The 13704-nt window shown below is 64.6% G+C and carries 9 protein-coding genes and 2 tRNA genes; 8 read left to right on the top strand and 3 right to left on the bottom strand.

All coding sequences use genetic code 11. The annotated features are described in order from the left end of the window. Nucleotides 1-202: 202 nt before the first annotated feature. Complete coding sequence (locus BLW21_RS02005; protein ID WP_092737343.1) at nt 203-6322, top strand: carboxypeptidase-like regulatory domain-containing protein; 6120 nt, start codon at nt 203-205, stop codon at nt 6320-6322. Between the two features lie 74 nt (nt 6323-6396). Next, nucleotides 6397-7353, top strand: a complete 957-nt coding sequence (locus BLW21_RS02000) for an ADP-ribosylglycohydrolase family protein (RefSeq protein ID WP_092737341.1) — start codon at nt 6397-6399, stop codon at nt 7351-7353. Nucleotides 7354-7393: 40 nt separating this feature from the next. Here BLW21_RS02000 and BLW21_RS01995 read toward each other — a convergent pair. Continuing rightward, nucleotides 7394-7467 (bottom strand) — tRNA-Asp (locus tag BLW21_RS01995). 491 nt (nt 7468-7958) lie between these two features. Here BLW21_RS01995 and BLW21_RS01990 point away from each other — a divergent pair. Then, on the top strand, nt 7959-8267 hold the full coding sequence (locus BLW21_RS01990; protein ID WP_175470821.1) for a DUF1648 domain-containing protein: 309 nt from the start codon (nt 7959-7961) through the stop codon (nt 8265-8267). Nucleotides 8268-8328: 61 nt separating this feature from the next. Here the strand turns inward: BLW21_RS01990 and BLW21_RS01985 are convergent. Next, nucleotides 8329-8402: transfer RNA gene (locus tag BLW21_RS01985), tRNA-Asp, on the bottom strand. Nucleotides 8403-8654: 252 nt separating this feature from the next. On the opposite strand from BLW21_RS01985, the gene BLW21_RS01980 reads away from it, so the two are divergent. From BLW21_RS01980 to BLW21_RS01960, 5 genes are all read left to right on the top strand, one after another. Next, nucleotides 8655-9602, top strand: coding sequence for an acetyl-CoA carboxylase carboxyltransferase subunit alpha (locus BLW21_RS01980; protein WP_175470820.1), 948 nt, complete (start codon nt 8655-8657; stop codon nt 9600-9602). 124 nt (nt 9603-9726) lie between these two features. Next, the gene (locus tag BLW21_RS01975; protein ID WP_092737335.1) at nt 9727-10575 is read left to right on the top strand and encodes an MBL fold metallo-hydrolase; all 849 of its coding nucleotides are present in this window, start codon (nt 9727-9729) and stop codon (nt 10573-10575) included. Between the two features lie 168 nt (nt 10576-10743). After that, entirely contained in the window at nt 10744-11532 is a 789-nt protein-coding gene (locus BLW21_RS01970; protein ID WP_175470819.1) for a patatin-like phospholipase family protein, read from the top strand. A gap of 123 nt (nt 11533-11655) precedes the next feature. Continuing rightward, nucleotides 11656-12225 (top strand): 1-acyl-sn-glycerol-3-phosphate acyltransferase, encoded by a 570-nt coding sequence (locus BLW21_RS01965; protein WP_092737331.1) that lies wholly within the window; start codon nt 11656-11658, stop codon nt 12223-12225. A gap of 64 nt (nt 12226-12289) precedes the next feature. After that, nucleotides 12290-12910 carry a hypothetical protein gene (locus BLW21_RS01960; protein WP_092737329.1) on the top strand — a complete coding sequence of 207 codons (621 nt, stop codon included), beginning with the start codon at nt 12290-12292 and terminating at the stop codon, nt 12908-12910. An 89-nt stretch (nt 12911-12999) separates the two neighbouring features. Here BLW21_RS01960 and BLW21_RS01955 read toward each other — a convergent pair whose 3' ends face one another. Then, on the bottom strand, nt 13000-13674 hold the full coding sequence (locus tag BLW21_RS01955) for a DUF4159 domain-containing protein (protein ID WP_092737327.1): 675 nt from the start codon (nt 13672-13674) through the stop codon (nt 13000-13002). Between the last annotated feature and the right edge of the window lie 30 nt (nt 13675-13704).

Genomic DNA, 13704 nt, shown 5'->3' with positions numbered 1-13704 from the left:
TAACTGCGAGTAGCAGTACGATAGAACGTAGCCTACTGGTTTAGATGCCCGAGCAGAAACGAAATACATGGCTCTGGTAGCGGGGGGGGACGATATAAAAAGCAACGCTGAACAGTGAAATGGTGGGTCGGCTTGTGGAATCTGCCGGGCCGGGGCATCAGTAGGGCCGGGGCCAGCCTCGTTTACCGCCCCACTACCGCCTATGCCGCTACGCCTACTCCTCCCGCTACTGCTGCTGCTTTTGCCTGCTGGCTCCGTTAGGGCCCAGCAGCCGCTGGCCCGCGCCCGCCAGCAAAGCTACCAGACCAAGGTTTTTCGCCTGACCGATGCGCAGGCCCGCCACCTCTACGAACGGGGCCTCGCAACTGCCCAAACTGATTTCTTTGCCCAGCCCGTCGATTCGTTTCCGACGAGCCAGGCCGATAGCCTGGGCCCCAAGCGGCTGGCGGCCCGGCCGCCGGGCTACTACCTGGTGGCCCGCACCGAAGGGCCGGAACTGGTGTACTGGCTGTTCGGCCGCACCGACCGCCAGCTTGCGGTGCTCGATAATCAGCAGGATTTAACCTTGGTATTGCGCGATTCGCTGGGCCGGCTGTTGCCCGGTGCCCGCCTTCTGCTCCGCGGGGGCCGCCGGGTTCCCTTCGATGCCGCTACGCAAACCTACCGGCTGGCGGGCCGCGCGGGCCGGGCCGGGCTGCTGGCCGTAGAAATCGGGGGGCGAACCACCTACCACGCGCTGGAGCAGAAGTTTTCGCCGCACCGGCCCCGTGGTGGCCGGGCCCTTAGCTGGCGCGGGGCCTACCAGCGGGTGCTCTACGGGTTTCCGCTGGGCTATTTGGGCCGGCCGGTGCGCAGGCTGCTGAGTGATTTGCGCCATGCTTCCTCCGTTCGTACCGGCCCCATCGGGCTGTTGCGCGCCGTGTTCAACCCCGAGGTGCGGGAGCAGCGCCAGCAGCAGCGGGCCGAAAAGCAAAGCGACCAATGGCGCGCCTACCTCGTGCTCAGCAAGCCCCGCTACCGCCCCGCCGCCGACACGCTCCGCCTGAAGGCGCGGGTGCTGCGGCGCCGGGGCCAGCCCTACCGCCGTCCGCTGGAGCTGTGGCTCAGCGCCGACCAGCAGCGCCCGCCCCGCCGCCTGGCCCGGCTGGTTCCGGTGCGGCCCGGTTCCTACGAGTTCACGCTGCCGCTGCCCGATACGCTCAATCTGCGCTCCGACCAGTACGTGCGCCTGAGCCTGCGCCCCGTTGGCTCCGGCCCCTTCGGCCCTGAGCTGGCCACGGGCAGCTTCCGGCTCGAAGACTACGAGCTGAACAACACCCGCTACACCCTGCGCCCGGCCCGAACCGAACAGCCGGCCGGCGCCCCCCAGGCCCTGTTTCTGCGGGGGCAGGATGCCAACGACCTCAACCTGCTCGATGCCCGGGTGCGCCTGCGGGTGCTGCCGCTGGTCGTGGGCCGGCTGGCGGGCCGGCAGGTGTTCGTGCCCGATACCCTCTGGACCCACGCCCAGCCCCTCGATGCGGCCGGCGAAACCCGCGTGGCCCTGCCCGATTCGGTGCTGCCGGCCGCCGACCTCACGTACCAGGTGGAGGCCGAATTTCTCAACGCCGACCAGGAGCGCCACCTCGAAAAGGCCACCGTCCGCTACGAGCAGCAGGCCGGTCAGCTGACGCTGCGCCTGCGCCAGGATTCGTTGCGGGCCGATTATGAAGTGAGTGGCCCGGCCCGGCCGCGCATGGCGTTGCTCGAAACCACCCGCCCCCGGCCCGATGGCAAATCGGTTACCACCACCGAAACGGTGCTGCTGCCCCTGGCCCGGCTTCTTGACCCAGCTGCCAGCCGCTACCGCCTGCAGGCCAGCCCTTACCCGGCGACTACGCTTGCGCTTGATGCCAGCAATGCCGGCTTGCAGCTGACGTCGGCGCGGACCACCGATTCGCTGGTGCTGGGCGCAGAGAATCCGCGGCGGTTGCGGTTTTGGTACTACCTGTACCGGGGCAACCGGCTGGTGGAGCGCGGCTACGGGCCCGGGCTAACCCGCCGCCGGCCGGCCCCCGCTGCCGATACGTGGTATGTCTCGGTGCATTATTTCTGGGGCGGCGAGCTGCGGAAGGCCGAATACCACGTGGCCCCGCCTGGCCGTCGGCTTACCATCGAGGCCGCGCAGCCCGAGGTAGTGTATCCGGGGCAGAGAATTACGCTGGCCTACACCGTGCGCGACGAGGCCGGCCGCCCCGTACCCGCCGCCGACCTCACGGCCTACGCCCACACCAGCAAGTTTGCGGCCCCGGCCGCGCCCGAAATTCCCGATTTCGCGCCCGCCTTGGTGGGCCGGGTGTCGCGGCGGCGGCTCGGGCTGGCGGCCGGTTTTGCCAACGAGCCCCAACGACCGGCCCGCCAGCCCCTGGCCTGGGGCGCCTGGCGGCAGCGCCTGGGCCTCGACTCGCTGCGCTTCTACCAGTTCCTGTACCCCGCCACCGGCACGTTTGCCGAATACCAGCTGGCTCCCGGCGGAATTACCCAGCTGGCCCCATTCGTGGTCGATTCGGGACGAGTGCAGCCCACGGTGGCGGTTTATATAGATGGAATACCCGTATTTGTGGGCCTGGCAAATGCCGATGAGCCCTTCGCGCTGGTGGCCGATACCGGTCGCCACACGGTGGCCATTCGTACGCCCGACCGCCTCATCACGCTGCGCAACGTGCCGCTGCGCCACTTGCACAAGCTCACGCTCAGCATCGACCCCAACCACGCGCAGCCCAACCTAACGGTAGTCCGGCTCGGCGCAGTATCGGCCACCGAGCGGGCCGAGCTGCAGCGGTACTTAGCCGTTATCGACCGCGCCGCGCCCCGCGACCAGCTGCGCCTGCGCCAGGGCAACCGCCTGCAGGTGTTGGGGGAGGGGCAGCCAGCCCGGCCCGGCCGGATTACCACGAATTATCAGTACGATTATCAGCAGAACCAGCTGACCTATCTGGCGGGCCCTTTCCGGCCCGATTCGGTGCTGCTGCGCCGCGCTTCCGATGGCCTGCGGCAGCGGTTTTTGTTTGAGCCGGCCTATCGCTACACCTTTGGCCAGGGCCTGCTGAAGATGCGGAGCCTGAACAACTCCGGGTTTGAGTACGGCGACCTGGGGCGGGCCCTGGTGTTCACGGGCGCCCTGCCGCTGGCCGATTTCGCCCTGACCGAAGCCGACCTGCAGCCGAGTGCTGCCACCGGCTACTTCCGCGCCCCCACACCCGAGCCAGTGCTCGACTCGCCGGCCAAAACGCCCGCCGGCCAGGGCCGGCTGGTGGTGCTGGGCGCCAATACTGCGCCAAACGGTTTAAGCAGTGCCGGCGGGCTGCCGGTGCTTTACACCCTGCTCACCCGGCCCGACCAGCCCGGGTTTCGCCGGCTGCTGCGCTACCTGCCCCAGTACCTGCACGCCCTGCCACCCGGCCCTTACCACTTGGCGCTGCTGCGGGCCGACAGCTCGGTGCTGGCCCCACGCGCCGCCGTGCAGGTGCGGGCCGGGGGCACCACCTTCCTGCAGCTCGATTCGCTCGACCGGCAGCCCCTGCCCGAGGCCGCCGCCCGCCGCTGGCGGCAGCTGTTCCGGCAGCAGGTAGCCGCCCACCTATACCGCCCCGGCCCACCCGCAATGCTCGACTCGGCCGCTGGCCGCCGCGAAATTGCGGTGGCGCTGCCCCTGGTAGCGCCCTCGGGCTGGCACTTGGTGCGCGGCCGCGTAACCGACCGTGCCACCGGCGAGGGCCTGCCCGGCGTAACGGTGCTCGTAAAAGGCACCAATGTGGGCGTGAGCACCAATGCCGACGGCAGCTACGCGCTGTCGGTGCCGCCGGGTGGGGTGCTGGTGTTCTCCTCGATTGGCTTCGTTTCGATGGAACGGCCGGCCAACGGGCCGGATATGCCGGTGGAGCTGAGCACGGACAGCAAGCAGCTCAGCGAGGTAGTCGTAACTGGTTTGGGGATAGAACGGCGACGGGCGTACCTGGCGAGTTCGGTAAGTACTGTGGAATCAGCCTTCAGCGGCAAAGTGGCGGGCATTCAGATCCGCGGCAGCGGTACGCTGGCGGGTAGTAGCCGGCCCCTGCTTATCGTGGATGGCTTGCCGTTTGGTGGCCGGCTGCAAGACCTGAACCCGGACGATATCCTCACGACGGAAATGCTGAAAGCCGAATCGGCCACGGCCATGTATGGCTCGCGGGCCGCGAGCGGGGTTATTCTCATCACCACCAAACGGGACTTGGCCAATGGCCGCCCGTCCGACGATGGGGCATCGGCGCCCGGTCGCGACCCGCGGCTGGCGCTGCGCCGCCGCTTCTCCGACGTGGGCTGGTGGCGGCCCACGCTCGTAACCGACCAGCAGGGCCGAGCCCACACCGAAGTCATCGTGCCCGACGACCTCACGGGCTGGGACATCTTTGTGCTGGCTTCCGACGACCACGCCCGCACGGGCAGCTTCACGCAGCGGCTGCGCTCGTTCAAGGCCCTGGCCGCCACGCTGGCAACCCCGCGTTTCCTGCTCCAGGGCGACCGGCCGCAGGTTATCGGCAAAACCCTTAACTACCTGCCCGACACGGCCCAGGTAAGCACCACGTTCCAGGTGGGCGCGGGGCCTGAGCGCACCCTGCGCCACCGCGTGCTCACCGCCGTGCTCGATACGCTCAGCTTCGTGGCCCCCGCCGATGCCGATTCGGTGGCCGTACGCTACAGTCTGCGCCGGGCCGATGGGTACGAGGATGGGGAGCTGCGCTACCTGCCGGTGCTGCCGGTGGGCACCCGCGAGCGGGTGGGCACTTTCGCCGTACTCACGGCCGCCGACACCACCCTCACGCTGCCCGTGCGCCCCGAGCTGGGCCCCGTTACGCTGCGGCTGGAAAGCGACCCGGTGCCGGTGGTACTCGACGAAATCCGCCACCTCCAGAACTACGCCTACCTCTGCAACGAGCAGGCGGCGTCCAAGCTGCGGGGCCTGCTGCTCGAACAGCGACTGCGGGCCGTGCTGCGCCCTGGCCAGCCCTTCGCCGGCACCCGCGACGCAGACCGCCTGATCCGGCTGCTGCTGCGGGGCCGGCCCTCGACGCAGCAGCTGTGGGGTACCTGGGCCACCGCGCCGGTCAGCGCCTGGGCCTCGCTGCATGTGATTGAAGCCCTACTCGAAGCCGGGCAGCAGGGTTATAGAGTAGCCCTCGACAAAGATGCGCTCCGCCAGTATCTGCTGCGCGAACTCGACAACGTCTTTGCCGATGCCACCGTTCGTCGGGCGCTGGCCCCTGCAGCCAACTCCGCCTTCCGCACCCCCGACGACCGGCTGCGGCTGCTCCAGCTGCTGCGCCTTCTCGGGGGCCCGCCACCCGATTTCTCCTCGCAGCTAGCCCGGTTGGAGCGGGAGCCCGGCCGCCGCGCCCTCGACCAGCAGCTGGCCCTGCTGGAGCTGCGCCAGCAGCTGGGGCTGCCTTCCCCGCTCGATTCGCTGCGCCGCTACCGCCATACTACTGCGTTGGGCGGGGTATTTTATGCAGATACGTTGCGCGCGGGTAGTTTCTACCGCTACCTGCTATCCGAGCGCCTGGGCACCACCCTGCAGGCTTACCGCCTGTTGCGGAGCCAGGGCGGGCCCCACGCGGCGCGGGAGCTGGCGCGCATCCGGGCCTACCTGCTGCAGCAGCGCGGCCCCGGCGGCCACTGGGCCAGCACCTACGAGGCCGGCCAGATTCTGGCCACCATTGGCCCCGACCTGACGGTGCCAGCCAGCGGGGGCTTGGTAGCCCGCGCCCAGCTCAGCGGCGGTCTTAATCAGCAAGTCAACCAGTTTCCGTTTGAGGCGACGCTGCCGGCCGGGGCGGGGCCGCTGGTGCTACGCAAGCAGGGCGGGCTGCCAGTGTACGCCACCGCCTACCAGACCCGCTGGAACCCCGCCCCGGCGGCCGTGGCCACGCCTTTTGCGGTGCGCACCCGGCTGGCCGGGCAACCGGGGAGCCGGGTGGTGCTGAAGGCCGGCCAGCCCGCCGAGCTGGAAGTAACCGTCGAGGTGCCCGCCGAGGCCCGCTACGTGCTGCTCGAAGTGCCTATTCCGGCCGGCTGCTCCTACGCCGCCGAAAAAGCGTCCGGCAACGCCTTCGAGGTGCACCGCGAATACCTGCGCCACCAGGTGGGTATTTTCATTGACGTGCTGCCGGCTGGCCGCCACGTATTTCGGGTGGCGTTGCAGCCCCGCTACCGGGGCCGCTACACGCTCAACCCCGCCCGGGCCGAGCTGCTGTACTTTCCCACCCGCTTCGGCCGCGCCGCCAGCCGGCAGGCGGTAGTGGAGTAGGAGGCGTTGACCGTTGGGCCGACTCGCCGAAACCCACCTATTATTGTAGCCGACATCTTCCTCATCAATCATTTATGCCAATAGCTTCCCCCGAAACCCAACTCCGCGCCGCCCTGCTGGGGCTGGCCGTAGCCGACGCGCTGGGCGTGCCCGTCGAGTTCCAGAGCCGGGCCGCCCGCCGCCTCGACCCCGTGGTGCATATGCGTGAGTACGGTACCCACAACCAGCCCGCCGGTACCTGGTCCGATGATGCCTCGCTCACGTTCTGCCTGGTCCAGGCGCTGGCCGACGGCTTCACGCTGGCCAAAGTAGCCGAATACAGCCGCCGCTGGTACTACGAGCAGCTCTGGACGCCCCGCGGCTCCGTGTTCGATATCGGCATTACCACCCGCGAGGCCCTGAGCCGCCTGCAGGCGGACGGCGACCTTATACTGGCCGGCGGCACCGACGAGTACAGCAACGGCAACGGGGCGCTGATGCGGATTCTGCCGCTGGCCTTTTATCAGGTTGATGCGCCGCTGAAAGAGCGTTTCCGGCTCATCCACGACGTTTCGGCCATTACGCACGGCCATATCCGCTCGGCGGTGGCCTGCCTGCTGTACCTGGAAATGGCCCGCTACCTGCGCGCCGGCCAGTCGCCGGCTGCGGCCTATGCTGAAATGTGTCGGCAGGCCCCGGCCCAGCTGTATGAGTTGAAAATTCCAGCGCACGAAGCCGACAAATTTGAGCGCATCCTCAGCGGCCGCCTACCCGACATTTCCGCAACGGCCGTCGATAGTGGCGGCTACGTCATGCACACGCTGGAAGCCGCGCTTTGGTGCCTGCTGCGCTACGAAACCTACGCTGAAACCGTGCTGGCTGCCGTTAACCTCGGCGACGACACCGACACGACCGGGGCCGTAACCGGCGGCCTGGCAGGCCTGTGCTACGGCGAGGACGCCATTCCGCCCGAGTGGCTGGCCGTGCTGGCTCGCCGCGCTGACATAGAGGCGCTGGCCGCGGCCGCTACGCAGGGAGCCGGGATAAGCTGAAAAAGCAAAAGTCCCTTCAGCGGATGCTGAAGGGACTTTGCGGTCCGGACGGGACTCGAACCCGCGACCTCCGCCGTGACAGGGCGGCATTCTAACCAACTGAACTACCGAACCGGCTATCAATTCGGGGCGGGCCGTGTGCCTTTCCCTTTTGATGATGCAAATATAGCAGAGTGGATTCAACTTCACCAAGCCCGCAGCAATAAAAAAACTGCTTTATAAGGCTGTAAAGGATGTTTTAGAGATGATATAGTTCTGTTGGTAAATAGGATAGCCTCCGAAAAAAAACTTGCAGCAGTTGCTTTACGGCAAGCTCGACGTCATCTCCTAATGTAGGTTTAGGAGTAAAAGGGCGCGCGAACTGGCCTGGTAGTCAAAAGAGGGAGGAAGTATCAGGTGGGGTAGGGCGTTGGAAACAGTAGCCGCGCTGCAATCAGCTATTTCGGCGTAGTGCCGGAAATAGCTGATTGCAGTTTGAGAGAAAACCAGAAATAAAAAGGCTCCGAGGCTCCTGCGGTCGTATCCACTTCCTGCCAGGTAGCTCGAAAGACATGAGCCCGGGCAGTACTTTGTGTTACATTCATCCCCAGCTAATCAAAATTGACATGCAAGACAAGGCCCCTGCCACCCCGCGCTATTCCCTGGTAATGCAGCTACTCGTATTTCTGCCCCTGGCCTGCCTGATTGTGTGGTGGCCCAAGTTGCCCGCGAGCGTGCCGGTGCATTTTACCAGCGAGGGCGCTGATTACTACGCCCACAAGCATATGCTGTTTATCTATGTGCTACTGCCGGCGTTGATCTACCACACGGCGCCTTATCTGGATGCTGAAAACCAGCGCAGGTCGCTTATAAGGGGGGTAGCCCTGTTTCTGAGCTTCGTGCTAAGCGTTACGATTCTGGCCGCTGCCGCTTAACTCCTGACCCATCGGCCCGGAAAAGCAAAAGCCCCTTCAGCGCGATGCTGAAGGGACTTTGCGGTCCGGACGGGACTCGAACCCGCGACCTCCGCCGTGACAGGGCGGCATTCTAACCAACTGAACTACCGAACCAGGTTGTCCTACTTCGCTGCTCAGGTAGCGTTGAAGTGGTGCAAAAGTAGTAGGCCGGCAGCAGGTGCGCAAGAGCCGCCGCGAAAAAAGTGCAAAAAACTTGCCTTAGGCTGCGTGGCAGGCTGCTAGTCAGGCAGAAAGATTTTTCATGCGGCCGGATGGGGGCAGGAGTGGCCGGAATCGGCCCCGTCGCTTACCTTTGCTATCTTCCGTTTCCCCCTCGCACCTCCAAAACCCGCCTCTGCCGTGGCCATGCTCCTCGATTTTGAACAACCCATTGCCGCCCTCGAAGGCAAGCTTCGCGAAATGCAACAACTGGCCCTCGACAGCCAGGTGGACGTATCGGCCGCGGTAACGGCCCTCGAAGCCAAAATCAACGCCCTCAAGAAGGAAACCTACCAAAACCTCACCCGCTGGCAGCGCGTGCAGCTTTCGCGCCACCCCGACCGCCCCTACACCTTCGACTACATTCTGGGCATGAGCCAGAAGTTCGTGGAGTTGCACGGCGACCGGACCGTGCGCGACGACAAGGCGATGGTGGGTGGTTTTGCCGAAATCGATGGCCGCACGGTGATGCTGATTGGCCAGCAGAAGGGCCGCAACACCAAGCAGCGGCAGTTTCGCAACTTCGGCATGCCCAACCCCGAGGGCTACCGCAAGGCCCTGCGCCTGATGAAGCTGGCCGAGAAGTTCAACGTGCCGGTGGTGACGCTTATTGATACGCCGGGCGCATTTCCGGGCCTCGAGGCCGAGGAGCGGGGGCAGGGCGAGGCCATTGCCCGCAACCTGCGCGACATGTTCCTGCTCAAGGTGCCTGTTATCTGCATCATTATCGGCGAAGGCGCCTCGGGTGGGGCGCTGGGCATTGCCATCGGCGACCGGGTGCTGATGCTGGAAAATACCTGGTACTCGGTGATTTCGCCCGAGTCGTGCAGCAGCATTCTGTGGCGCTCCTGGGATTACAAGGAGCAGGCCGCCGAAGCGCTCAAGCTCACGGCCACCGATATGCTGGGCAACAAGCTCGTTGATGGCATCGTGGGCGAGCCCCTGGGTGGCGCCCACACCGATGCGCCCACCATGATTCAGACGCTCAAAGAAACCATCCTCGAAACCCTAGCTGAACTTGACGCCCTCTCACCCGAAGACCGTATCAGCCGGCGCATCGACAAGTTCTCGGACATGGGCGTGGTGCTGGAGTAGGTTTTTGTCAAGCTATTAGCTGACAGCTGTTAGCTGGTAGCTACCGTCAATCATACTTGCTGTCAGCTATTGTCAGACGAAAAAAAGCTAACAGCCATAAACTAATAGCTAAAAGCTCAAGGATATGACCGTTCATACGCTCGATACCGGCTTGTTTAAACTCGATGGCGGGGCCATGTTTGGGGTTGTGCCCAAGAGTATGTGGCAGAAGCTCAACCCCGCCGACGAGCACAATATGTGTACCTGGGCCCTGCGCTGCCTGCTGGTGGAGGATGCGGGCCGGCTGCTGCTCATCGATACCGGTATTGGCGAAAAGCAGGACGAGAAGTTTCGCGGCCACTTTTACCTGCACGGCGACGATACGCTGGAAAAGTCGTTGCGCCGCCTGGGCTACACCGCCGCCGACATTACCGACGTGCTGCTCACCCACCTGCACTTCGACCATTGCGGCGGGGCCGTGGTGCGGACCGCCGATGATGCGCTGCAACTGGCTTTTCCCAACGCGACTCACTGGAGCAACGAAGCCCACTGGAACTGGGCCACTACGCCTAACCCGCGCGAGAAGGCCAGCTTTTTAAAGGAGAACATTCTGCCCATTCAGGAAAGCGGCCAACTGCGCTTTATCGATCCGCAGGCCGGCGTACCGGCCGAACTGAGCAGCCTGGCCGACCTGATTTACGTGGACGGGCACACCGAGAAGATGATGCTGCCGAAGCTGTCTTACAAAGACCGCACGCTGGTTTTCGCCGCCGACCTGCTGCCCAGCGCCCACCACGTAGGCCTGCCCTACGTGATGAGCTACGATGTGCGCCCGCTGGTAACGATGGACGAAAAGGCCCGTTTCCTGCAGCAGGCCGCCGCCGAAAACTGGGTGCTGGTGCTAGAGCACGACCACCAGACCGAGTGCATCACAGTCGAACAAACTGAGCGTGGCATCAAAGTAGCCGAGAAGTTCCGGCTGGCGGAGCTGTAAGAGGTGAGATGGTGAAATAGTGAGGTGGTAAGTTTGACGTTCGGGGTTGCCAGAAGCCTTGCGGCGTGAAAGAAATACTTCGAGCAGTTTACAAAAAACCGCGCCATGTGCGCCCCAGGCCCTCTTGAACATCAAACTCACCACCTCACTATTTCACTATCTCACCGCATGTTAGGCGTAGCACTTTCCGGGGGTGGAGCGCGGGGCATTGCGCACCTGGGCGTGCTTGCGGCGCTCGATGAGCTGGCACTGCCGGTGGGGCGGCTGGCGGGGGTGTCGTCGGGAGCTATTGCCGCCACGTTTTACGCTGCCGGGGTGCCGCCGCGCGAGATTATGCGGCTGTTGCAGGGCATCAGCATTCCGCGCCTGACGCGGGTGGCGCTCAGCCGCTACGGCCTGCTGCACATGGATGCGGTAGGGCGGCTGTTCGAGCAGCACCTGGGGGCCGGGGCCACGTTCGAGCAGCTACGGCTGCCACTCACGCTGGTAGCGACGGATATTGAGGCGGGGGAGTCGGTGCGGTTTTCGAGTGGGCTGCTGGTGCCGCCGCTGCTGGCCTCGTCGGCCGTGCCCATTTTGTACCGGCCGGTGGTGTACCAGGGCCGGCAGCTGGTGGATGGCGGGTTGCTCAACAACCTGCCCGTGGAGGCGCTGCTGGAGGCTGAACACCCGGGCCTGCGGGTGGTGGGCGTACACTGCAATCCGCCCAACCCGGCCGCGCAGGTCAGCAATATGCGTGGGCTGGTCGAGCGCACGCTCAACCTGGCTATTTCCGGCAACACAGTGCTCAGCAAGCAGCGCTGCCACTTGCTGCTCGAACCACCCGAGCTGCGGGCCTACCGCACCATGAGCTTCGGGCAGGCAACCGAAATCTTTGATATCGGCTACCGCTACACGCGGGCCCATGCCTCGCAGCTGGCGGCGCTGCTCGAAAACAAGTTGCCCGCACAAGGTTGAAAGCATGCCTGTTGCGGGCAATAGGGCGCCAAAACTGCGGTGGCGGCGGCAAATCAGCTAGCTTTAAGGCCCGGTAGTCCCGATTCGGGCTGCCGGCTCTTCTTTTTCATCCGTTTTCCGCTCATGGCGCGTCGCACTTCTACCTTCTGGTATCTGTTTTCAAAGTTCTGGTTTTGGCTGGTAGGCTGGAAGTTAGGGCCGGTGGTGCCGGCCGATATCAAAAAGAGCGTGATGATTGCGGCCCCGCACACCAGCAACTGGGACTTTATGCACGCCCGGGCGGCCTTTTTTCTGATGGATGTGGACTTGAAAGTGACCATCAAAAAGGAGTGGACTACCATTCCGGTACTTGGGGCGTTGGTGCGCAGCCTGGGCGGGCTGGGCGTCGACCGTAGCCGTAACAACAGCCTCGTCGAGGCTATGGTTGGGCTGTTTAAGACGCACGACGAGCTGGTGATTATGATTACGCCCGAAGGTACCCGCAGCTACCAGCCCAAATGGCGCAAGGGGTTCTACCACACGGCTATGGCCGCCGGCGTGCCCATCCTGCTCGGCTACCTCGACTACAAAAACAAGGAAGCCGGCGTGGGGCCGGCCTTCTGGCCCACCGGTGACTACGAAAAGGACCTGGAGGAAATTAAGGCCTTCTACCGCACCAAAGCGGGTCGCTTCCCCGAAAAAGGCGTACGTTAGGGTTACCGGCTACCGGTAACAGCCGCGTGCGGGCCTCTCGCATGGGCGGCCCTTACTTTCTTGTATGGAAGATATCAAAGGATTTGTCTGGGTAATTGCGGCCGTCGTCTTCTTTATCTGGCGAATGGTGCAGAAGGCGGCCGAAAAAGCAAAGGAAGCCCAGGTCCGGCAGCAGGCCCGCCAGCCCGGCGGTGCGCCTGCGCCCCGGCCCGCTCCGGCGGTGCCCGCCGTGTCGTTTGAGGAACTCCTGGCCCAGATGCAGCGCCAGAACCAGCAGCCGGCCCCGCCAGAACCCCGCCCGCTGGCCGAGCGCGACCCGCCCCAGGAGTGGGAGCAGCGCCGAGAGCAGTGGGACCAGGAGCAGCAGGGCCAGGAGCCGCCAGCCAAACCGGCCCGTCCCGCGCCGGTTCCGCGCTTCGGCCGCGGCCTGGAAAGCACCGAGATAGATGCCTACTCCCAGGAGTTGCCCGCCCGCGAAGCCCGTTCGCTCGAAGCCCCCAAGCGGGCTCCGCGCCTCGCCCAAAACCAGCCCCGCACCAGCACCCAGCACGGCAGCGAGGATTTCTGGAGCCAGAAGCAAATCTCGCCCAAACAAACCCGCCGTACCGTCAACGAACTGCTGCAGAATCCCGCCGACATCCGCGCGGCCTTCGTGCTCAGCGAAATTTTCCAGCGGCGGTATTAGTCGTTGGAGTCAAAGAGAAAAGTTAAAAATAAAAGCCGCTGAACGACACCAATTGGTCCGTTCAGTGGCTTTTCTCTTCGAATTGAGTATCAGTCCTGCGTGAGGGCGTAGGCAACCAGGTTGGCGCCCATCTTGAGGGCCGCTTCGTGGGTGGCGGGGGTATCTTCGGGGTAGGTGCCCATGTCTTCCCAGCCGTTGCCCAGGTCGCACTCGTAGCTGTAGAAGCATACCAGCCGGCCCTTATACAGCAGCCCAAAGCCCTGGGGGCGCTTGCCGTCGTGCTCATGGATTTTGGGCAGGCCCCGCGGAAACTGGAATTTCTGGTGGTAGATAGGGTGAGTGAAGGGCAGCTCCACGAACTCCAGTTCGGGAAACACCTTCTTCATCTCGGGCCGGATAAACTTGTCGAGGCCGTAGTTATCATCAATGTGCAGAAAACCGCCCCCAATAAGGTAGCGGCGCAGGTTGCGGGCGTCGAGGTCGGAGAACGTGACGTTGCCGTGGCCGGTCAGGTGCACGAAGGGATAGGTGAGCAGCTCGGGTGAATCGAGTTCCACGGTGGCCTCGGCGGGCGCAATATTGGTGCTGAGCGCCTGGTTACAGAAACGGATGAGGTTGGGCAGGCTGGTTTTGTTGGCGTACCAGTCGCCGCCGCCGCCGTAGTGCAGCTTGGCGATGCGGAAGCTGGGGGCCGGGGCCACCGGCGCGGCCGCCGTGAGCGAGAAAAGTAGAAGACAGGCGAAGAGGCAGAGATTCTTAGGCATTGAAGCAGTAGCGTAGGCAAGCAGGATTCC

The sequence above is a fragment of the Hymenobacter psychrophilus genome, from assembly GCF_900107135.1.
GTDB lineage: Bacteria > Bacteroidota > Bacteroidia > Cytophagales > Hymenobacteraceae > Hymenobacter > Hymenobacter psychrophilus.
This window is presented reverse-complemented; position numbering and strand designations above follow the sequence as displayed.

Excerpts from the sequence above, each read along its gene's own strand:
- BLW21_RS02000 (WP_092737341.1), top strand. The coding sequence starts at position 6,397 with ATGCCAATAGCTTCCCCCGAAACCCAACTCCGCGCCGCCCTGCTGGGG.
- BLW21_RS02005 (WP_092737343.1), top strand. The coding sequence starts at position 203 with ATGCCGCTACGCCTACTCCTCCCGCTACTGCTGCTGCTTTTGCCTGCT.
- BLW21_RS01970 (WP_175470819.1), top strand. The coding sequence starts at position 10,744 with ATGTTAGGCGTAGCACTTTCCGGGGGTGGAGCGCGGGGCATTGCGCAC.
- BLW21_RS01955 (WP_092737327.1), bottom strand. The coding sequence starts at position 13,674 with ATGCCTAAGAATCTCTGCCTCTTCGCCTGTCTTCTACTTTTCTCGCTC.
- BLW21_RS01990 (WP_175470821.1), top strand. The coding sequence starts at position 7,959 with ATGCAAGACAAGGCCCCTGCCACCCCGCGCTATTCCCTGGTAATGCAG.
- BLW21_RS01960 (WP_092737329.1), top strand. The coding sequence starts at position 12,290 with ATGGAAGATATCAAAGGATTTGTCTGGGTAATTGCGGCCGTCGTCTTC.
- BLW21_RS01975 (WP_092737335.1), top strand. The coding sequence starts at position 9,727 with ATGACCGTTCATACGCTCGATACCGGCTTGTTTAAACTCGATGGCGGG.
- BLW21_RS01980 (WP_175470820.1), top strand. The coding sequence starts at position 8,655 with ATGCTCCTCGATTTTGAACAACCCATTGCCGCCCTCGAAGGCAAGCTT.
- BLW21_RS01965 (WP_092737331.1), top strand. The coding sequence starts at position 11,656 with ATGGCGCGTCGCACTTCTACCTTCTGGTATCTGTTTTCAAAGTTCTGG.